This is a genomic window from Pseudomonas batumici, from assembly GCF_036585405.1.
In the GTDB taxonomy this organism is placed as follows: Bacteria; Pseudomonadota; Gammaproteobacteria; order Pseudomonadales; family Pseudomonadaceae; genus Aquipseudomonas; species Aquipseudomonas batumici.
The window spans coordinates 6,544,976-6,567,152 of the sequence record NZ_CP144470.1 but is presented as its reverse complement, the minus strand read 5'-3'; the positions used below and the strand labels follow the sequence as shown (position 1 = coordinate 6,567,152).

General features: G+C 61.9%; 7 protein-coding genes. 4 read left to right on the top strand and 3 right to left on the bottom strand.

Going from position 1 to position 22,177, the window contains the following annotated elements; all coding sequences use genetic code 11:
- Positions 1-20: 20 nt before the first annotated feature.
- Entirely contained in the window at positions 21-14,258 is a 14,238-nt protein-coding gene (locus tag NUH87_RS30155) for a filamentous hemagglutinin N-terminal domain-containing protein (RefSeq protein WP_338523922.1), read from the bottom strand.
- A gap of 513 nt (positions 14,259-14,771) precedes the next feature.
- On the opposite strand from NUH87_RS30155, the gene NUH87_RS30150 reads away from it, so the two are divergent.
- Together NUH87_RS30150 and NUH87_RS30145 are read left to right on the top strand one after the other, a co-directional pair.
- Positions 14,772-16,766 (top strand): methyl-accepting chemotaxis protein, encoded by a 1,995-nt coding sequence (locus NUH87_RS30150; RefSeq protein WP_338523921.1) that lies wholly within the window; start codon positions 14,772-14,774, stop codon positions 16,764-16,766.
- Between the two features lie 128 nt (positions 16,767-16,894).
- Positions 16,895-17,359 (top strand): SRPBCC family protein, encoded by a 465-nt coding sequence (locus NUH87_RS30145; protein WP_338523920.1) that lies wholly within the window; start codon positions 16,895-16,897, stop codon positions 17,357-17,359.
- 107 nt (positions 17,360-17,466) lie between these two features.
- Here the strand turns inward: NUH87_RS30145 and NUH87_RS30140 are convergent, their stop codons facing one another.
- Together NUH87_RS30140 and NUH87_RS30135 are read right to left on the bottom strand one after the other, a co-directional pair.
- Positions 17,467-18,861, bottom strand: coding sequence for a YfcC family protein (locus tag NUH87_RS30140; protein ID WP_338523919.1), 1,395 nt, complete (start codon positions 18,859-18,861; stop codon positions 17,467-17,469).
- Between the two features lie 35 nt (positions 18,862-18,896).
- Positions 18,897-20,021: a M20 family metallopeptidase gene (locus tag NUH87_RS30135; RefSeq protein ID WP_338523918.1), complete on the bottom strand. Its 1,125-nt coding sequence runs from the start codon at positions 20,019-20,021 to the stop codon at positions 18,897-18,899.
- A gap of 60 nt (positions 20,022-20,081) precedes the next feature.
- Here NUH87_RS30135 and NUH87_RS30130 point away from each other — a divergent pair, with 60 nt between their 5' ends.
- Both NUH87_RS30130 and NUH87_RS30125 read left to right on the top strand, forming a co-directional pair.
- Positions 20,082-21,065, top strand: a complete 984-nt coding sequence (locus NUH87_RS30130; protein WP_338523917.1) for a LysR family transcriptional regulator — start codon at positions 20,082-20,084, stop codon at positions 21,063-21,065.
- 78 nt (positions 21,066-21,143) lie between these two features.
- A complete protein-coding gene (locus NUH87_RS30125; RefSeq protein ID WP_338523916.1) occupies positions 21,144-22,163 on the top strand; it encodes an alpha/beta hydrolase in 1,020 nt (339 codons plus the stop codon).
- Positions 22,164-22,177: the final 14 nt, after the last annotated feature.

Genomic DNA, 22,177 nt, shown 5'->3' with positions numbered 1-22,177 from the left:
AATTATCGCCATCTCCCACCCTACTCAACATATGGAACATGATTGTTAGCCACGTACTTTCCAGTAGCCGGATCTTTAACCCCAAAATGAACATGGGGGACGCCCGGGTCGTGAGCACCAGCAAGAGAGCCCGAGTCGATACGAAATTCTCTTGTACCATCCGCACTATGGAACACTCCAGACCCTGGCTTTCCAATCTCTCTATATTCTGACCCAAGATACTTCTGTGCAGCTGATAATGCCTCATCAGTAGTTAATATCAAAGAGCTTGAAAAATTTTTCTTTCCGGACAAAGTTTCATTAATTACGTCTTCAACGCGCTGAGCAGAGCTAGCCCCTAGCTGTATCTCTTTTTCTGCGCTCAGAAAGGTTTTCCAATTTTCTGTTGGACCAGCCAAAGGGATCCTCGGTCCGGCACCCGGCTCGACCAGACCAGAATCTGGAATATCCGGTCCAAATTTCTCTCCATTCTTAGCCAGCAGCGCCCGCTCATTCGCCTCCTTGAGAATATCGTCGAGTTTTTTACCAACCGCCTCACTGACCTTCTCAGTAACTTTTGCTCCTGCCTTCCCGGCATTTCCAGCGCCTGATACCGCTGCAACAGTCCGCATGAAGAAAAGCGCCTGTTGGGCAGTAGATACGTCAACCCCATAAATCGCGTTGAGTTTGGCCGCAATGTCATCATTGAACGCTGTTGCTGCCCCTTCACCGATGGCATGACCACTTTCCTTGAACCCATCAGGGATGCCAGTGATAGCACCTTTGACCCCCTCCCAAATACCCGGAATCACAGTTCCTGGGTTCTGAACCACGAACTTGGCCAGATCCACCGCACCATTCTTCAGGTCGACGCCGGAGTCCTTCATCTCCTTGAGCAGACCTTCGCTCAACGGGCGGCTGACACCGCTTTGTACGAACTGGCGATAAAACTGTGGATCAGCCGTATCGGCAAACATCTCTGGCCGGAACAACTGCTGGCCTTTCGCGGTGAACAGAGCCTGCTGTTCACCCAAGTCATTGGTAAAAGTCTTGCCGGTGCCCGCCAAAAATTTCGCTGCAGCGTTATCAGTGCCATCGCTCAAGAGCGCACGCCACAGGTAATCGACATCCTTCAACGCCTGCTGGCTCAACCGCTCCGTCGCTTCCTGCTCACTGATGTCCTGACTGGCAGCAAATTCCTTGGCATGCTCCCGGATCCATTTGTCTTCATCCGCGTGCAACTGCCGGTTGTACTGGCTTGCATTTTTGGCAACCCAAGCCCCTTTCTCCATCTTGCTGGCATCAGTGTCGCTTTGAGCTGCCGCCGCCAGGACGCCAACGATCTGCGATGACATGGTCAACAGACCTTTGTCATCTTTAACCAGCGCGCTCAGGTGATTGACCAGAAGTTCATTGGCTCCAGCTGCCAGAGCTCCGGTTTTAAAGTCGCCCCCTGTTGCTTCAGCCAACAGCCCGCCGACCATCGCGTGAATAGCCGCTTTCTGCGGCGTGCCATCCTCGTATTTCCCGAGAGTGTAATCACCCACAGCCTTGAAACTGACGGCCGCCAAGGTATTGAACAACGCGCCTTGCAGCGCCTCGCCCATATTGCCGCCCTGCCCCAGGGACTTACTCAACAGCGTCGAGGTACCCGCTTGCAGCGTCTGGTTCGCCGCAAACTGCCCAACCCCCGTCCAGGTATTCAGAGGAGGACCGATAATCTTCCCCGTTACCGGATCAGTCTTGGTCCCTGTCCAACCATCGAAATACTTCGCGGTCAGTCCCGCCGTCAGGCCCGAGATGGCATACCCCTTGAGGGCGTCGGAAGAAGTGACATCCTTGAAGACCGCTCCCAGGTTTCCGCCATTGTTGATGAAGCTGGTGGCCGCGTTTGTAGCGGCGCCCGTGGCTACAGCCGCTGTGGCGGCGGATAAGGCTCCGCCAGTACTTGCGCTTATCGTCCCAGCATTGACCGCCGTTGCTATTGCTCCCCCCTCCGCCCCCATAGCCCCCATAACGGCAGGCCCGACAACAGCCGCCATCACGATGGCAATGATCAACTGCGAAGCTGGCCCAAGCCCCGAGTTACTGTATTGGTAGGAGTCGTGAATCTCCTTTACCAGGTGCCAATCCACATCACCGTGCTTCTCGGCGTCCTTGAGCCAGGCCATTTTCGGGTCAGCCTTCACCATCGCATCGATGGTCTGGCTGACCGACTGCTGGTCGACCTGCTTGAGGTCGATTTTCAGACCTTCAACAGCCTTGATGCTGATGTTGCCTGCGGCCACCATCTGGGTCTGACGCAAGGTCTCGTCAGTCTTGCCGCTGCCTTTGGAAGAAACCCAGAAAGCGTTGTTGTTGGTCTTCTCGTGACTCTCCTGATGAAGGTCCTTCTGCCCTTCGAAGGTAATACCCCCGCCACTCTCAATCGTCAGATCCTTACCACTCTCAAGCTTGGCCACCTGATAATGCTGGTCGCTGCCACTCTGCAGCGTCAGGTTGCCACCGGTCTTGATCTCGCTCCCGACATTGGTCACTTGGGTGACTTCATCGTGCTGGGTCTTCTTGCGGCCCCAGCTACCCCTTTTCTTCATGTCGTACAGCGAGTAGTCACTGTTTTGCGCGGACAGCAGATCCAGCTTGTCGCCCGCCACCAGGTACGCTTCATCTCCCGCAGAGACCTTGCTGGCGATCAGCCCCAGGTCCTTGCCGGCGCTGAGCTTGACGTCCCCACCAGCCTGAACGGTCGTCGCCACCTGAGCAACATGGTCTTTCTGAGTAGTTTCCTTTCGGCTTTTGGACAGGAAATGGCTCTCGTCCGCCGCCGCACCCAGCGTCAGGTTCTCCGTCGCGGCCATGGCGATATCGCGCTTGGCATCGATCTGGCTGGCGATAGCCGTCAGATCGCGCCCGGCCGTCATCTGCAGATCGCGCCCCGCGCTGACCGTCGACCCCGTCTGGGTGATGGAACTGCTGTGTGCTCCCTCACCGGAGTCGGTGGTGTCATGGCTCTCGGTCGCCGCGATATTGATGTCCCGCCCAGCGTTGATCAGCGTATCCCCACCGCTTTGCAGCACGCTGCCACTGTTGGTTACATCGCGTCCGGCCTTGGCGGTGAGGTTGTTCGCGGCTTCGATACGCGCGCCGCTGTCGAGCAGTTCACGGTGTGTACTGGTGAAGCCGATAGTCTGGTCGGTATGGTTGACATCGCGCTGGTTGAGCACGTCGCCGGTAACGGCCGTCACGCTCACATCACGCCCGGCAATGATCCCGCCCGACTTGTTGACGATGTTGTTACCCGCCAGCAGGTCCAGACGATTGCCCGCTTCGATCAGACCGGTGTTGACCAGATCATTTCCCGCTGTGGCCTTCAGGTTGTTGCTGGCACGCAAGGTCCCGCTGTTTTCCAGGTTCGCACCGGCAATCAGGGTGACATCCGTGCCCTGGATCAACGCGCCATTCGGTGCCAGGCGGTTGGTGGCCTGGGCCAGGTAGAGCACCGGCACCAACACTTCCTCGCCGTTGACCACCTGCTTTTCCATCCAGACGATGTCATGGGTCAGGGCCGCGACCTGCTCGGAAGTCAGGGAGACACCCACCGACAAATTGAGCTGCTGCTTGCTGCTGATGGCGTTGTCCATCAGGTACTTGAACAGCTTCTCATCCGAGGTCTGGCCATCGATGAAGCGTTGACCCGTGCGGGCCACCACCGCCTGCTGAATCAGTTTCTGCTCATAGAAACCATCACCCAGGCGCTTGGCACTGGTGTCCGGGTTGTAACCCAACCCAGACAGCAGGTAGTCCGAGCTCATGAACTGCTTGAGGTCGGTCAGTACCGGGTTGGTTTCGACCAGGTACTTCTGCGGGTTGGACTTGACCGACATATCCGGCAGGCCCTGCACGCGAGCCAGGGTCGATATGCTCGTGGCCGCACCAGATGTGGCGACGGGGGCGATTGCCGGAATCAGCGGGTCGCGCTGAGTCACCGGCAAGGTCGGCGTCACACCGGGAACCACCACGGCCACCGGCTGATGAACAGCGTCGACCTGGACCGTCCCTGGCTGGGTGATGGCCGAGGCACCGCTGTTGTAACCCGGCAGTTGGATGACATTGCTACCAGCATCGACAGGCGCGGCGACGTTGATGACGCTGGCGCCGACGCTGCTGCCAGTGGCCTGACGGGTGGTCTGGGTCAGTTGCAGATTATTGGCGGCAACCTGTGAGATATCGCTGATCTGGAAGTTGCGCGCCTGGACGTCCGGCAGGCTTTGTTGACGCTGGGCGGTACTGACCGCCGCGCCGCCCATGCTCCAGTTTTGTGAACCGAGATTGGCCTGACTGGCCTGCCGAACCGAACCGCCCTGCCCGCTCAGGCGGAACAGGCCATTCTGCCCGGTAGGCAGGCTGAAGCCCGGCAACGTCAGCGGGTTGACCTGTTGCTGGGCAAGGTTCGGTGGCAGTTGGGCATTGATCCGAACCACAACCGGCGCGCCGGTGCCGGCCACCTGGGTGGCCTGGACTTTGTTGGCGCCCGCACTGAACCCGTAGTCCTGGTGAATGACGCTATTGGTCAGGTCCTGGGTCGCCGAGATCGAGACATTGCCGCCGGCCTGGATAACGGCGCTGCGGCCTGAAGCACTGCCGTCCTTGGCGACTTCGACATCACCGGTCAAGGCGTAGGACTGCAGTTGACTGGGCAGTGCTACCAGGTTGTTGGGGTCGTACTGGGATTGTGGGATTTGCTTGTACGCATAAATAGAAGGTATGCGGTCCACCAGTTCGCCGCTGACGGCGTCCCTGAACCGCACAGTGGGGTCTCCCCAGTCACGGCCAAAATGAGGCCAGTAACTCTCCGGAATCGCCAGGCTCATGCCGCCAGAGCCATTGATGTAATAGACGTTCGGAAAGTCGGGGTTGTTTCGTGCGTTGTAATAGGTCGCCTGATTGGCGAAGTCTTCGGCGAAACCGTGATAAATCTCATACGTCGAATAGCTGCGCGTACGCTCAATCGTGCCGCCGACGGACCCGACGTTTTTCAGGTTGTCAGCCTGGATAGTGATGTTGCCGCCCGCACTGATGGTGCTTTTGCTATTGAGAAAGTTGCCACCGCGAAAGGCAAAGTCGCCTCCCGCCGAGAGCGACGCGGCGGCGCTGGTGTCGTTGTCCTGCCCTTGGAAAGTCTCACGAACCATGATCGTGTAGGCGTAAGCCTCTCCGGAACAGTCGACGCAATGGATGGCGATAGCCCCCGAGACCAGCTTGCGCCCCAGGCTGAACCCCTCCGTGCGGTTCTCGAAGTTGGCCGCGTTGATGCTGAACTGGCTGGTGCTTTCCAACGACCCGGAGATATTGCTGACCTGGGTCGCCTGGGTAGCGCCGCCATAGCCATCGATGCTGACGGCACCCAGGCTGTAAAGCTGGGCCAAATGGTTGGTGAAATTGTTGACGTGCAACGCCGTGTCGCCGCCGCTGAAAATCAAGCCGTTCTCGTTCAACAGGCTCGGTGTGCTCAGCTGCAAGTTGCCGGTACTACCCAAGGTCCCGTAGTTGTTGATGGCCCCGGCATTGACGCTCAGGCCCGCCGCCGAAGTGATGCGGCCGGAGTTGTTCAACGCCCCACCGACATTGAGCGTGCTATCGCCGCCACCGGCAATGCTCCCGGTGCTGCCCAGATTGAGGGAGGCGGCGGTCAGCCCCAGGCTGCCCAGGCTGCTGTAACGCCCGTTACCGCTGTAAGTGCCCGCCAGGTTCAGGTTGGCCGTGCCATCGCTGGCGATCAGCCCGTCGTTGTTCCAGTTGACGCCATTGCCGGTCAGGCTGGTGGTCGCCAGCAACTGCCCGCCCGCCGTCTGGTTCAGGGTATTGACGTTCACCGTCAACCGTCCGGCCTGGATCACGCTGCTGTTGGTCCAGCTGTCTGCGGTCAAGGTCAGGCCGCCACGGGTGACCAAACTGCCGCCGGCATTCATGATATTCGCGGTGGCGATATCAAAGGTGCCGTCGCCCACATGCAACAGGCTGCCGCCCTGGTTCAGAAACCCGCCCGCGTTCAGCGTCAGGTCGGTGTTGGCGGTTTCCAGCTTGCCGTTGCGGTTGTCGAACAGCCCGCCGATCTGGAAGTCGGTCTTGCCGCTGGTCCCCAGGGCCCGCAGTTGCCCGGTCTGGTTATCCAGGCTGGCGGCCCGCACGCTCAGGGTGCTGTCGCTTTCGATAATCCCCAGGCGGTTGTTCAGTGCGCCGTTGAGGCTGAGGTCAATCCGTTGCCCGGCGATCTGCCCATCGTTGTCGCCGCTGTTGTCGAAGTTGTTGCCGCTGACCTGGACCAGGCCCTTGGCGTACAGCCCGCCGTTGCGGTTGTCGAAGTCGGCGGTGGTGATGACGGCATCGCCGCTTTGCGCCGAGATCCGCCCGCCATAGTTGTCGATCCCGCCCAGTGCGCTGAGGGTCAGGCGCTGGGCCTGGGTGATGCCGCCCTGGCGGTTGTTGTTCAGGTCGTAGCCGTTTTTCAGCACGCCGACGATCCGTGCTTCCAGGGCCGCCTTGACGCTGGCCAGGGTGCCGCCGCGGTTGTCGAGGTTGGCGGCGCTGACCTGCAGGTCGCCGTTCTGGGCGATGAGCTTGCCGCTCTGGTTGTCGATATCGCCGGCGATCGTCAGGTTCAGCGCCCCCTGGCCTTGCACCGTGCCCTTGCCGTTGGCGAGGCTGGCGGCGCTGAGGGTGACGTCGCCGTTCTGGCTGTAGATCAGGCCGTCGCCGCTGTTCTGCACGGCGCCGCCGGTGGTCAGGGTCAACGCGCCGTTGGCCGCCACGGTGCCACGATTGCGGTTATCGAGACCGCCAGTGAGCAAGGTCAACAGCCCCTGGCTGACCAGTTGCCCGCCCTGGTTGTTGAGCTGGCTGCTGCGGCTGATCATCAGCGGCCCGCCACTGGCGAGCTTGCCGTTAGTGTTGGTCAGCACCCCCAGCAGGTCGAGAGTGACCGCGCCATTGCCGGTCAAGGTGCCGCCGCTATTGTCCAGGGTGGTGCCGGTGAAGCTCAGGGCCTGCTGGGCGCTGAGCGTGCCGCTGTTGGTCAGGGCCATGGCGTTCAAGGTCAGGGCCGCGCCGCTGTCGATGGAGCCGCCCGCGGCGTTGTTCAACAGGCCGCCGACCGTCAGTTGCTGCGCGCCGCCGCTGGACAGGATACCGCCACTGTTATCCAGACTGGCGGCGGTGACGGTCAGGTTGTTCTGGCTGACCAGGGCCCCGGCTTGGCCGTTGAGCAACGCGCCACTGAGGGTTACGCCGAGGTTGCCGCTACGGCTGGACAAGGTGCCGCTGTTACGGTTGTCGAGACTGCCAGCGTTGACGGCCAGCCCCTGCCAGCCGGAGATCAGGCCGCTCTGGTTGAGGACGCTGTTGGCGGTCACGCCCAGTTGGTTGTTGCTGATCAGCTTGCCGCCGCTGTTGTCCAGGGTCCGGCCGGTGAGATTGAAGCTCTGGCTGCTGGACAGCTCGCCGTTCTGGTTGTTCAGGTCGCGCAGGTGGTTGAGGCTCAACGCGCCCTGGGCGTTCAACAGGCCGTTGCGGTTATCCAGGTCGCCGCCGGCCAGGTCCAGGCTGAGTGCCTGGCTGCCCAGCAGGCGCCCGCCATTCTGGGTCAGGGCGCCGAGGTTCAAGCCGATATCGCCCTTGGCCGAGACTTCACCGCCGTTGCTGGAGTCCAGGCTGTTGGCGCTGATGGTCAAGCCGCCCTGGCTGTTGATCAGGCCGTTGGCGCTGTTGTTCAGGGCCTGGGCGTTGAGGGTCAGCGCGCGGCTGCCAAGCAGCGTGCCGCCCTGGTTGTTCAGGTCGGCGCTGCCGATGGTCAGGGTCTGCGCGGCGTTGATCAGGCCCTGGTTCTGGTTGGTCAGGAGACCACTGGTGGTCAGGCTGAGGTCGCTGCGACTGGTGAGCGTCCCGCCGCTGTTGTCCAGGCTGGCGGCCTGCACGTCGAGCGCGGCGGCGGCGATCTGGCCCTTGAGGTTGCTCAGGGCCTGGTTGATCCGCAGGGTCAGCGCCTGATTGCTCAGCAGCTTGCCGTTGCTGTTGTCCAGGCTGTCGGCGAGCAGGCTGAAGGCTTGGGCACTGGAGAGTTCACCGCCCTGGTTGTTCACGCCCTTGAGGTTGTTCAGCACCAGCGACGGCGCGTTGATCAGGCCGTTCTGGTTGTTCAGCTGGCCGTGGTTCAGGTCCAGTGTCAGTGCGGTGTGGCTGAAGAGCTTGCCGCCCTGCTGGTCCAAGCCGCTGACGCTGGCGGTCAGGGTCTTTTCGCTGCCGAGGCTGCCGCCCTGGTTGGTGACCTGCCCGGCGCTGAGGCTGAGGCTGTCGGCGCTGCTCAGGCTGCCGTTGCTGTTGTCGAAGGCCCCGGTGGTGACAGCCGTCGTGCCCTTGGCGCTGATCACGCCTTGCTGGGTATTGGTGAGGCTGGCGCTGGTCAGGGTCAGTTGGTTGTCGGTGACCAACCGGCCGCCCTGGTTGATCAGTGCACCGGCGCTGGTGAGGCTCAAGGCTCCCGCGCTCGACAGGCTGCCCGTCGAGTTGTCCAGGCTGGCAACCTTGAGCGTCAGGTTGCCTTCGCTGCTGATCAGGCCCTGGAGTTGGTTGGTCAGGGCATTGTCGAGGGTGATGACCAGGCCCGACTGGGCACTCAGGGTGCCGCCGCTGTTGTCCAGGCTAGCGCCGCTGAGGCTGGCGCTGCCCTGGCTGCGCAACTGACCCAGGCTCTGGTTGATGACCTGGGCGACCTTGAGGCCCAACACCGTGTCGGCGAGGACCTTGCCGCCGGCGCTGTTGTCCAGGCGTGTACCGGTCAAGCTCAGATCGGCGCTGCTGGAGAGTTCACCGCCGCGGTTGTCGACTTGGTCGACGTTGAGTTTCAGCGCTTTTGTCGCCCCGACCAGGCCGCCCTGGCGGTTATCCAGGGTGCTGCCGTTGAGGCTCAGGGCGCCGCTGGCGATCAGTTGGCCGTTCTGGTTGTTCAGGCTGGCGATGTTCGCCGTCACGTCGGCCTTGCCGGACACCGCACCGTTGCGGTTGTCCAGGCTGTTGGCGGTCAGCAACAGCGCGCCGTCGCCGATCAGGGTGCCGTTCTGGTTGTTGAAGGCGTTGCTCACGCCGAGGTCGACAGTGCCCCGGCTGCTGATCAGACCCTGGCTGTTGTCCAGGCTGGCGCTGCGGCTGTCGAGCGATGCGGCGGAAATCAGGCCGTTGAGGTTGGTCAGGCTATCCGCGAGGCGCAGGGTCAGACCCTGCTCGCTCAGCAGCTTGCCATTGCTGTTATCCAGGCTTTGCGCGGCCAGGGTATAGGCCTGGGCGCTGGAGATTTCACCGTTCTGGTTGGCCACTCCGTTGAGGTTGTTCAAGACCAGCAGCGGGCCGTTGATCACACCGTGCTGGTTGTTCAACTGGCCGTTGTGCAGGTCCAGGCTCAGGCGGGTCTTGCTGAACAGTTCGCCGCCTTGCTGGTCGAGGCCAGTGACGCTGGCGGTCAGGGCCTTGGCACTGGCGATACGACCGGAGGCGCCGTTGCTGACCTGGGTGGCGCTGAGGTCCAGGCTGTCGTCACTGGTCAGGTGGCCGCCCTGGCTGTTGTCGAAGGTGCCCGTCGTAACGCGGGTCGCGCCCGTGCCGTTGATCACGCCTTGTTGGCGGTTGTCGAGGCTGGCACTGGCAAGGGTCAAGCCCTGATCCGCGAGGATCGAACCTCCCTGGTTGAGCAGAGCCCCGAGGCTGGTGATCGATAAGGCGCCCCCACTGCCGAGTTGGCCGGCACTGTTGTTCAGGCTTGCGGCATTGACGGTCAGGGTACCTTCGCTGCTGAGCAGCCCGGTGTGGTTGAGCAGTGCGCCATCGAGACGGATATCCAGGCCCTTGAGGCCGGAGACGTTGCCGCCGCTGTTATCCAGGCTGCTGCCGACCAGGCGTGTGGTCCCCTTGGCGAACAGGCGCCCCTTGGTCTGGTTGATCAGTTGAGCCACCGTCAGCCCGAGATCGGTCTCGGTCAGCAGCTTGCCGCCATCGCTGTTATTCAGGCTCTGGCCGCTCACCGCGACGCTGCTGGCGGTACTGGACAGTTCACCGGCCCGGTTGTCGATCTGCTCGACATTGAGGGTCAGGGCCTGGGTGCTGGCAACCGTACCGCCATTGCGGTTGTCGAGGGTTTTGCCGGTCAGCAACAAACTGCCTTGCGCCACCAGCGCCCCGCCCTGCTGGTTCAGGGTGTCGATGTTGGCGCTGAGATCGCCTTGGCTGGCGATACGACCCGCAGCGTTGGCGACTTCCTGTGCCTTGAGGGTCACCGGACCGACCGCACTGAGCAGGCCGCCGCTATTGTCCAGACGGGTACCTTCATAGCCGATGGCAGCCTGGCCGATCAGGTTGCCCTTGTCGCGGTTGTCCAGTTGATCGACCAGCAGCTGCAAGTCGTTGTCGGCTTGAATCACACCGCCACGGTTGTCGGCCGAGGCGCTGCGCAAGGTCAGTCGGTCCTTGCCCGCCAGGCTGCCGCCACGGTTATCCAGGCTGCCGGTACTGAGGTCGATGGCCTGGCCGGCGCGCAGTTTGCCCTGCTCGCGGTTGTCGAAGGCGCCGCTGATGGTCGCGCTGAGCGGGCCGTCGACCGCTAGCAGGCTGCCCGCCGCCCGGTTGTCCAGGCTGGCGGCGCTCAGGCGCAGGGCCTTGCCGGAACCGAGGTTGCCGGCATGGTTGTCCAGGGCGCCGCTGAGGTCGATGCTCAAGCCCAGATCGCCGGTCAGTTGGCCGCCGGTGTTGTCCAGGCTGGCCGCCTTGAGGCTCGCCTGCCCGGCGCTGGACAGGGTGCCGTTACGGTTGCTGACCGCGCCCAGCACCGTCAGGCCCAGGCCCGCATCGCTGCCGAAGGTGCCATTGGCGTTGTCGAGGCTCGCGGCGTGCACGTCCAGGCCGTTGGCCGTCACCAGCCCCTTGACGTTGCTCAGCGCCTGGTCGATGCGCAGGAGCAAGGCCTGCTGACTGATGACCTTGCCCTGGGTGTTGTCCAGGCTGTGGGCGGCCAGGGTAAAGCCCAGGTCGCTGGAGATTTCGCCGCTGTTGTTCAGTACGTCCTTGAGGTTGTTTAACGACAAGGCGCCGCGGGCATTGATCAGGCCGTTCTGGTTGTTGAGTTGGCCGTTGCCCAGGTCCAGGCTCAGGCTACTGCTGCTGAACAGCTTGCCGCCCTGCTGGTCGAGGCCGCTGACCCGCGCGGTCAGCGCCTTGGCGCTGGACAGGCTGCCACCGGCACCGTTGTTGAGTTGGCCGCTGCTCAGGTCGAGGGTATCGCCGCTGGTGAGGCTGCCGCCCAGGTTGCTCAGGGTGCCCAGGCTGTTGAGGGTCATGCCCTGGACGCTGGAGAACTGGCCGCCGTCGTTGTTCAGGCTGCCGGTGTTGAGCAGGATCGAGCCGTCGCCCTTGAGGGTGCCCTGGGCATTGAGCAACTGGTTGCTCAGGGTCAGGCCCAGGTTGCCCTTGGCGTACAGGTTACCGCCCTGACGGTTGTCGAGCAGGTTGGCGCTGAGGTTCAGGGTGTCGCCGGCGCTCAGGCTGCCGCCGCGGTTATCCAGTAGCCCGCCGATCGTCAGGCCCAGGCCGCCCTGGCTGACGACGCGGCCGTTGAGCCGGTTGTCGAAGCCGAGACTCTGGAGGCTCGAGGGACCGACCGACGACACCAGTCCGCCCTGGTTCAGCCATTGGCCGGCGAGAGTTGCCGTCAGCGCGGCATTGCTGCTCAGCGTGCCCTGAGTGTTGTCGAGGCTGGCGCCGCTCAGGGTCAGGTCGGTCCCACTGCTGATCTGCCCGCCCAGGTTGCTCAGCGCCCCGGTTGCGCCGAGGCTCAGGCGTCCCTGGCTGGAAAGCGTGCCGCTAGCACTGTTGTCCAGGCTGCCGAGGGTCAGGTCCAGCGCGGACTGGGCCGTGGCCCGCCCGCCCGTGTTGAGCAGGCTGGCCGTCTGGATCGCCAGGCTGTTGCCGGACAACACGCCCTGGGCGTTGTTCAAGGTCTGGTTGAGCAACAGGGTCAGGGCCGCGTCGCTCAGGACCTTGCCGCCGGAGCTGTTATCCAGGCTGTTGGCGGCCAGGGTGAAACCCTGATGGCTGGAGATTTCGCCGTTCTGGTTGACCACCGTGGAGAGGTTCTTGAGCAACAGCGCGCCCGGGGTGGTGATCAGCGCGTTCTGGTTATTGAGCAGGCCCTGGTTCAGGTCGAGGGTCAGGCCGGTGGTGCCGCTCAACTGGCCCTGGGTGTGCTGGTCCAGGCCGGTGACGCTGGCGGTCAGGCTCGTGGCGCTGCTGATGTGCCCGCCTTGACTGTTGTCCACCAGGCCGCTATTCAGACTCAGGGCGCTGCCGCTACTCAGTTGGCCGGATTGGTGATTGTCCAGGCCCGTGGAGTTGAGGGTCAGGGCCATGGCACTGGTGATACGACCGCTTTCGCTGTTGTTCACCTGACCGCTGCTCAGGCTCAGGGTGCTGCCGCTGCTCAGCAGGCCGGATTGGTGATTGTCCAGGCTGGCGCTGTTGATCACAGCGAGTCCATTGCTCTGGATCTGGCCGGATTGATGGTTGTCCAGCACGCCGTTGGTCGTCAGGCCCAGGTTGCCCTGGCTGACGATCGAACCTTGCTGGCTGTTGTCCAGCCACGCCGCGTTGACTTGCAGGTTCTGTGGCGCGGCCAGCCGTCCGCCCTGGTTGTTGAAGGCTCCGCTGGCATTGATGTTCAGGGTGCTGCCGGCCGCGATCAGGCCGGCGACGTTGTCCAGGCTGGCGACATTCAGGTTGACGTCGGCCAGGCTGGAGATTTCGGCCTGGCCGTTGCTCAACGCGCCCAGGTTAGCGCTCAGGGAGCCATTGCTGTGAATCAGCCCACCCTGGGTATTGAGCAGCTGCCCGGCGGCCACGCCCAGGCTAGTCGCGCTCAGGATCCGGCCTTTGTTCTGGTTATCCAGGGTCGACGCCGCCACGCTGACCTGCCGCTGCCCACTCAGGGTGCCACCCTGGTTGCCCAGGGCCTGCGTGGCGCTAACACTCAGGTCGCGGCTGGCGATCACGCTCTGGCCGCTGTTGCTGAGGTTCTGCGCGGTAATGCTGACATCGCCGCTGCTGTTGCGCGTGTTATCGGCATTGACCCCGGCCTCGATGATCGCGAGGTTGCTCAACTGGCCGCCGCTGTTGAGGGTGATGCTGTCCCGGGCCGCCAGGTTGTTCCGGCTGGTCAGATCCCCCGTGGTCTGCACGCTCAAGCTGCTGCCGGCGTAGACCGGACCTTGCGCATCCAGGCTCGCGGCCTTCACGTTGACCGCGCCGCTGGCGGTGGCCTGGGCCAGGCTCAGTTGACCGTTGGCATCGAGCTGGATATCGCCGCCACTGGCCGCCAGGTTGCCGGCCAGTTTGACCCCGACCCCGGCCTCGGTGCCCACCAGCTTGATTGCCCCGGCGTACATGCCGCCCAGGGCCGAGGAGTCGATGGCCACCTGGGGTTTGGCACTGCCGTCGTCGGCCCGCGCCGTGGCCTTGAGGCTCTGGGCATCGACGTCGTTGCGGCCGGCCACGATCGTCAGTTGATTGGCATTGATCTGCGCGTTGATCGTCGCGGCACGGGTGATGATTTCAAAGCGGTCGACGTTGTTGGCATTCAGCCCCGCGCCGTCGATGGACACGCTGCCCTGGTCGACCTGGTAGCCGCTGACCTGGCCGTTGCTGATCACCGCCTTGCCGGTGGTCAGGGTCGCTTGCGGGGTGTTGATGAAGCCACAACCGTTGCAACTGATGCCATAGGGGTTGGCCACGATGACGTGGGCCGACTGCCCCGCCACCTCGGTGTAACCGCGCAACTGGCTCGGGCTGCCGCCGTTCACTTCGTTGAGGATGACGTTGGCCGCGGCACCGCTGAAATTCGGGTTGCCGACGACGATTCCGCCCAGTTGCGTCGACTGGGTCCGTGCAGTGGCGTTGTTGAGGATGACCCCGTTGGCCCCGACGTTGTAGTCATGGAACTGGTTGTGCGACAGCCCCTGGGCATTCGGCGCGGCGATGTTGACGATGGGCACGCCATTGCCCGCCTGACCCAGCGTGGTGCCCGGCGCACTGACCACGATCCCGTCCGCCTGGGCCAGCAACGGTTGCCAGAACATCGCGTTCGCCAGGATGAAGGCCAGTCCGCGCTTGGGCAGTCCGCAGAAGTGCTCACGGTTTTTCAGGGCAGCAGAAGGCTGGCCCGCGAGGAAGGCAAACTGACGAACGTCCATGTCGGAATCTCGATGCAACGAAGGCGATAAATTGAATTAACGGAAGTAGCCCAAGTGGAAACAGATCGGCGCAGCACGCTCGGTCAAGCCGCTCATTGAGCAGGGGCATGTCAGGGCATGGGGGCGATACAGGGCTTGAAAAGGTGCTCGCAAACAGGGCGTCAGCACCTTGCACGTCGATGGTCTTGATGGAGAAACGGCACCGTGCCAACCCCCACATCGCAGATCCTTCTGGATAGCCTTATGCCATCAACGGGGTGCGATCATAGGGTGGCCATTTGATGGCGTCAATAAAATGTACCAAATTATTTCAAAACAGACACAGTTACTCCGAAAAGCATCGCAGTGGCTGCTCGCCGGGCCTTGGAGCGGTCAGCAGGCGCAACCTCAGAGCCTTCAGCGCTTTCTTGCACGATCGTACTAAAGTCGATTTATTTCAAGCCGATAGCTTGACGAAGCCCTGAACAGATCAGGCGACCGAAGAATAAAAACCGCTTTGCTAGGACAGCTCCCATGCCCATGTTCCGTACGATCCAAGCCCGCTACACGCTGTTTCTGGTCCTGTTCATCCTCCTGTTGTTCGTCCTGACCGTGGTCGGTATCAGCCAGTTGGTCGCGCCCACGCTGCGCAAGACCGAGGAGCAGGTCGTACTCAACCGCGTGGCCGAAGTGGCCGAGCAGATCAAGGGGGAGTTGAACAAGGTCCAGGCCCAGCAACGCAGCATTACCCAGACCATTCCCCTGCTCGACAGCGACACCATCGACAAGGTCCTGCCCGGCCTGGTGGACCAGTACGGTGAGCTGAAGGTCTTCGGTGGTGGTATCTGGCCCCTGCCCGGCCAGCGCACACCGGGGCGGAACAAGCACAGCACCTTCTGGCACCGCGATGCCAACGGCCAGTTGAAGGTCAATACCTTCTGGAACAGCGCCGAAGCCCCCAACTATTACGAGCAACCCTGGTACAAGGGCGGCATGGCCACCCCGCGCGGCCAGTGCCCCTGGGCGGCGGCCTACAAGGATGACGCCAGCCAGGAGCCGCGCACCAACTGCGCCATGGCCATCCAGCGCGACGGCGTGCCGTACGGCGTCTCGACCATCGACGTGACCCTGGGCTTTTTCAACGACCTGGTGGCGCGCAAGGAAAAGGACATCGGCGGTGAAATGCTGATCGTCGAAGCCGACGGCAAGATCATCAGCAACAGCACCCATATCAACAGCCCGGTGGTGCTCAAGAACATCAACGACCTGGCCGCCGGCTCGACCTTCGCCGCACAGGTCAAGAGCGCCCTGCAGAACCGTGACACCGCGTCCCAGCGGGTGGAATTCGACAACGATGGCGTGGCCAGCACCTTCTTCATGCGCCCCATCGAAGGCACCCCCTGGTTCCTCGCCACGGCCCTGCCGACCCAGTTGATCACCGCCCAGCGCGATGACGTGCTCAATACCCTGGCGCTGCTGCAGATCCCGATGATCGTGCTGCTGGCGCTGTTGCAGGTGTATGCCATCCGCCAGCTGGTGAGCCGGATGCAAGCACTCAGGAGCAATATCGACGCGCTGTCCACGGGTGATGCCGACCTGACCCGACGCATCACCATCCGCGCCGAAGACGAGCTGGGGGCCATCGGCCACTCGGTGAACCGCTTTATCGTCTACCTGCAGAACATGATCGGCGAAGTCACCCAGGCCACCGGCGACATGGCCTCAAGCCTGGACAAGCTGCAACAGACCTCGGCCCACACCAACCGGATCCTCACCCGCCACGCCTCGGAGACCGAACAGACGGTCACCGCCATCACCGAGATGAGTTCCACTGCCGACACCGTGGCCGGCAACGCCGCCGAAACCGCCGCTTTCACCCAGCGCGCCAACGAACACGCCGACCGTTCCCGGGTGGTGGTGGGCGAAGCGTCCAACAGCGTGATCGCACTGATCGACGAGGTCTCCAGCGCCACACACAAGGTCGAGAGCATGCAGCAGGATGCCCAACGCATCACCGAGATTCTCGGGGTGATCGGTGCCATTGCCGGGCAGACCAACCTGCTGGCCCTGAACGCCGCCATCGAGGCCGCCCGCGCCGGGGAGCAGGGGCGCGGCTTCGCAGTGGTGGCCGACGAGGTGCGCGCCCTCGCCGCCCGGACCCAGGCCAGCACCTCGGAAATCAACGAGATGCTCACGCGCCTGACCCAGGGGGTCAGCTCGTCGGTCGCGGCCATGGAAAACACCCAGGCCAGCTGTCAGTCCGCGGCCGACGCCACGGCGCGGGTCAACGCCGGGCTCGATGAAATGGCCGGTTCCGTCAGCCATATCAACGGCCTGAGCACCCAGATCGCCACGGCCGCCGAACAACAGAGCGCGGTCACCGAGGAGATCAACCGCAGCATGGTACAGATCCGCCAGATGGTCGAGGAACTGGTCGAAAGCGGCCACGCCACCGACGCCAATACCCGCAGCCTGCTGGACGCCAACAACCGGGTCAGTGCGTTGATGGGACGCTTCAAGGTCAGGTAGAACACGGTCGGTCGTGCCTGCCACGGGGGTGGGCACGACCGCTGGTCTTATACGCATTGAAACATTTTGTTTCATCTATGCTCATAACTGTTTCCGTCTTTAAACAAGGATGCAGTCGGAGCCATGACATGGAACAGTCCTCTTTTCAGTCTTATGCCAAGACACTCAGCAACGAAGTCTATATAGAAGTCGATATCGAGACGGTCTACGCCTATATAACCCAGCCGGACCGCTGGCATGAATGGCACCCCACGTCCGTCAGCGCCGAGACCGGCATCCGCGGCCCCCTACCCAAGGATCACCGCTTCACAGGCGTCATCGACCTGCTGGGCCTGCGGATCGAGATGAACTATCGGGTGGTCATCGCCAATCCTCCTGCCGAATTCAAGGCGGCCTTCACTTCCTCGGTGGTCGATGGCTGCATTCACTACAGCCTGCACCGTGCCGGCCCTGGTACGCGGCTCACCCGCAGCTTGCAGTACATCACCGAACTGAACCTGGGCGGTTTGCAGGCGCGCTTGGTCGAGCTCTCGACCCAGGCGACGAACAACCTCAAGCGCCTGCTGGAAACCCCGAAGCGCTCTACCGCCTGAGCCGTCCTGGACGAACGGGGTCGTCGCGGACTGCACCGGCCATTGATCGTCGATGCTTGACTCCAACTATTTCTGGCTCCCACCGGGCTTGCGCACGTTCGGTGGGATCAGAAAGGCCCCCAGTTCATTTCCACGCCTATGACCAAGGTGATGATGCAGATCGCTGCCCAGACCGCAATCAACGGTGCAACGAACTTCAGCCAGCGCCCGAAAGGAATACCCCCCACCGCCAGCACGCCCATCAGAATGCCTGAGGTCGGACTGACGCAATTGACGATGCCTTCCCCCAACAACACCGCCTGGACCGTCACCTGTCGAGTCAGCCCTACCATATCGCCAATGGGTACATAGATCGGGATCAGCAACGTGGACTCACCGGAGCCGGACGAGATAGCAAAATGCATGAGTGCGGCACTGATATGCATGCCTACCGCTGCCATGGCCGGATGCAGCGGAGCGATCAGCTCGGAGAGGTAACCCACGATCGGGTCAAGGATATTGCCGTGTTCCAACACAATGGAGATTGCCCTGGCCATGCCGACGATCAGGGCACCCTGCAGGATGCCGGAACAACCGCCGATGAAGCGGTTGACGATGGCCGACGGGGAAAGACGCCCGAGCAGGCCGCTCCCCACGGCCATGAATAGAAACATCGCCGTCATCTCGGTTTCGCCCCATTGGGCAGTCATTGCGCCGTAAATGAACGCGATCAAGGTCACGGAGGCAAAGGCCAGGATGATCCAGTGACGCCAGGTCGCCGGTGCGTCAGTGGCCTCCTCCTCGGGATTGACTGACCGTCGCTCGCCGTTTCGCCGGCACCGACGGGCGTATAACGTCAGAAAGACGATGCAGACCACGACGAACAGTGCTGACGTTATCCCCCTGAGACCCATACCCGAGAACAGCGGAAGTTGCGCCAAACGCTGGGTCAATCCGGTGGTCGCCGGGTTGGTGATCGCCGTGTTGAAACCGGCGGCGCAGGTCAGGTAGACGAGAGACACCCCGAACATGGGATTCAGGCCAATGGATCTGGCAACCAGCATGCCGATGGGAACGAAGGCAATCACCGCATTGACAACCACACCCGTGGTACCAAGCACACCAAACACCAACGCAAAAATCAGAATGATCGAAAAATCATTGAGCCTTGAACTGCGCGCGATGCCTTTGAGCACCTGGTGGATGGCACCGGTACTTTCCAGGACCGCGAGTGCGCCACCCGTAAACAAGATAAGAAAGATAATCGGCGCTGACGTCTGCAGGCCCTTGGCAACAGCCACGAAGATATCCAGCGGACGAGCGCCGCTTTGCTCGACAGCATGCAAACTGCCGGACACGGCAAAGGTAATGCCATCGCGCGTCTCCTTGTCGAAGACACCTGCAGGAACGACCCACGTGCCAATGGCCGCCACGATCAGAATGATAAACAGCAGCACGTAAGGGCTTTTGCCTTCTTGCCTCGGTTTCGCCGAGGGTGCTGCTGCCGGGTGAACGTGAGTCATTTCAAGCCTTCCTTATTATTGTCGTAGCCGAAGCCTTAAAGTTTCTTGATCAGTTCAGCAAGCAACGCGGCGCGAACGGGAAGATCGGCAATGATGATGTGCTCGTGGATGGCGTGCGGGCCGACACCGGTTGCTCCCAGGCCATCCAGCGTCGGTATGCCGATGGCCGAAGTGAAATTGCCGTCGCTTCCGCCGCCCACAGAGGCCTGGAGCAGATCAATGGATAATTCACCGGCCGCCTCTTTGGCGAGCGCAAACAACCTTCTGTTGCCCTCGGTGTTTTCCAGGGGAGGACGCACCAATCCACCCGTCACCGAAATTTGCGCCCCGGTCAACCGTGGCTGAAGGCCGTTGACTGCGGATTCGATACGGCGGGCTTCGGCGAGGCTGGTAACCCGTAGGTCCACGCTTAAACGGGCCCGCTCGGCAACGACGTTGGTACGATCACCACCCTGTGCAATCCCCACGTTGATCGTCGTCCCACGTTCAGGTGCATTGAGCCCCTGCAGAAAAAGAATCTGCTCGGCCATTTCATGCACGGCGCTGATCCCGTCCTCCGGGTTGTTGCCCGCATGGGCCGCACGTCCCTTGATAGTGATTTCAAATCGGCCTGTGCCCTTGCGCTCGGTTTTCAATGCATGGGTATGCGCCGTGGCGGGCTCCACCACCAGTACTTGCTGGCACAGCCTGGCCTCTTGCTCGATCCACTCCCGGGATGTCGGGCTGCCCAACTCTTCATCGCTGGAGCACAGGAATCTGATCTCATGATCGTCCAGAAGGTTGAGTTCCACCAACGCACGCACTGCCCAGATCGCCTGGACAAGCCCGCCCTTCATGTCCAGAACCCCTGGGCCATAGAGCTTGCCGCCTTCCTCGCGCAAGGTCAGGTGGCCAACATCCCAGACCGTATCAAAATGCCCCAGTATCGCGGTCCTGCGGGAACCCTGACCGACGCTGAACGCAAGGTGGTCCCCAAGTGTCTCACGAGGTATCACCTCGGCAGACGAACCCAGGCGCTCGGCGATGATGTCCTGCAAGACCCGACCGCAGGCGTCCACGGCCTGCTTGTCGGTAGAGGGCGATTCGGCACTGACCAGCCGTTTCAGATCATCCAGAATCTGTTGGGCATGGAGATGAAGGTACTGTTGCAGGCTGCTCATGGAAGGGTCGCTCAAGGCTGGATATAGGCCCAATTATGCCGAGCACCCAGTCATTGAAGAATGCGAGGTCGGGGCCTATATTGTTGCCCTGTAGTCAACAGTTTACTGGATCAAAGCCTTGACGATGGACGACGATTTTCAAGAAAAAAGACTGAGCTATCTCCATCAAGTGGGGGTACAAGGGGGATTCGCAAAGCTGCCGATGCGCTGAACGTCAACCCATCGGTCATCAGCCGCCAAGTGGCATTGCTGGAGCGCAGCCTGCATCTGCCGCTTCTGGAACGCAGCGGCAGAAACGTCATCCTGACCCAGGCGGGAAAGCTGCTCGCCGAGCACTTCGCCGAAACCCGAGCGCGTCGAGAAACGCTCACCAAACACCTGACCGACCTGCGCTACATGCGCGGCGGCACGGTGAGCCTGCGCATTGGCCAAGGCATGATTGAAAGCTTTGTGAACGGTGTCCTGCGGGAATTTTCCAATGACTATCCTGATGTCTTTGTCGACATCAGCACTGGCGACTTGGGCACCACCTTGATGATGCTGGTTCGCGGTGAGCTGGATATGGCCTTTTCCTTTGGCTCCGTCGGCAACATGTCCCTGCACCGCCGAAGTTTTTATCGGGGTCCCGTCTGCGCCGTGGTGCCGCAAGAACATCCCCTGGCCAGACGGTCAGATGTCAGGCTGAACGAGTTGATCGAGTACAGGCTGATTGCACTGACCGACGCGTTCGGCATACAGCGTTACGTCAACAAGATGTTCGAATCCGAAGGGCTGATATTCAGCCCCGCGTATCGCTGCAACCTGCTTTCATCGGCCCAGTCGCTATGCCAGGCAGGCCTGGGCATTGCCTTCATGACCGCCCAATCCCTAGGTCAAAGTGCTGCTACGAATCCACTCGTCGCGATCCCGATCGACCACCCTATCGCACGAACATCTGAATGCCATGTGCTACGCAGCTCCGACCGACGACTCTCCCCGGCAGCCGACCACCTGTGGCGGTTGTTGATCAACAGTTTGGAACGGGAGGTGTCGGCACACACCTAGGCAATGCTGCTGCAATACTCTTAATCCAGGGTTAATCGCCGCTCACCAGCATCGGTCCCATTCTTCTGGAGATCCCTTATGTCGAATGCCCGCGCCCTCGTGCTCGGCGGCCTGTTCCTGGCCGCCTCCCTCCCCGTCCTGTCCCACGCCGCCGAAGGCCCGGCCTACGGCCCGGAACTGCAAGGTTTCGAATACCCCTACCCGGTGCAGCATTTCGCCTTCCAGTCCCAGGGTAAATCCCTGCAGATGGGCTACATGGACGTCCAGCCCAGCGGCAAGGCCAACGGCCAGAACATCGTGCTGATGCACGGCAAGAATTTCTGCGGCGCCACCTGGGATTCCTCCATCAAGGCCCTGAGCGCCGCCGGTTACCGCGTGATTGCCCCGGACCAGATCGGTTTCTGCACCTCCAGCAAACCCGACCACTATCAATACAGCTTCCAGCAACTGGCGAACAACACCCACGCCCTGCTGGAGAAGCTCGGCATCCAGAAAACCCTGGTCCTGGGTCATTCCACCGGCGGCATGCTCGCCACCCGCTATGCCCTGCTCTACCCGCAACAGGTCGAACGCCTGGCGCTGGTCAACCCCATCGGCCTGGAAGACTGGAAAGCCCTCGGCGTGCCCTACCGGACCGTCGACCAATGGAACGAACGCGAGCTGAAACTCAATGCCGAGGGCATCCGCAACTACGAACGCAACACCTATTACGCCGGCCACTGGAAACCCGAGTTCGAGCGCTGGGTCGATATGCTCGCCGGCCTGAACAAAGGCCCCGGTCACGTTGCGGTCGCCTGGAACTCGGCGCTGATCTACGACATGATCTTCACCCAGCCGGTCTATTACGAGTTCAAGGACCTGAAGATGCCCACCCTGTTGCTGATCGGCACCTCCGATACCACGGCCATCGGCAGCGATATCGCGCCGCCCGAGGTCAAGGCGCGCATCGGTCACTACGATGTACTGGGCAAACAGGTGGCAAAACTGATCCCGCAATCGACCCTGGTGGAATTCCCCGGCCTGGGCCATGCGCCGCAGATGGAAGAACCGGCGCGTTTCCACAAGGCCCTGCTCGACTGGCTGGCCAGCAAACCCTGACGAGGAAACAACGA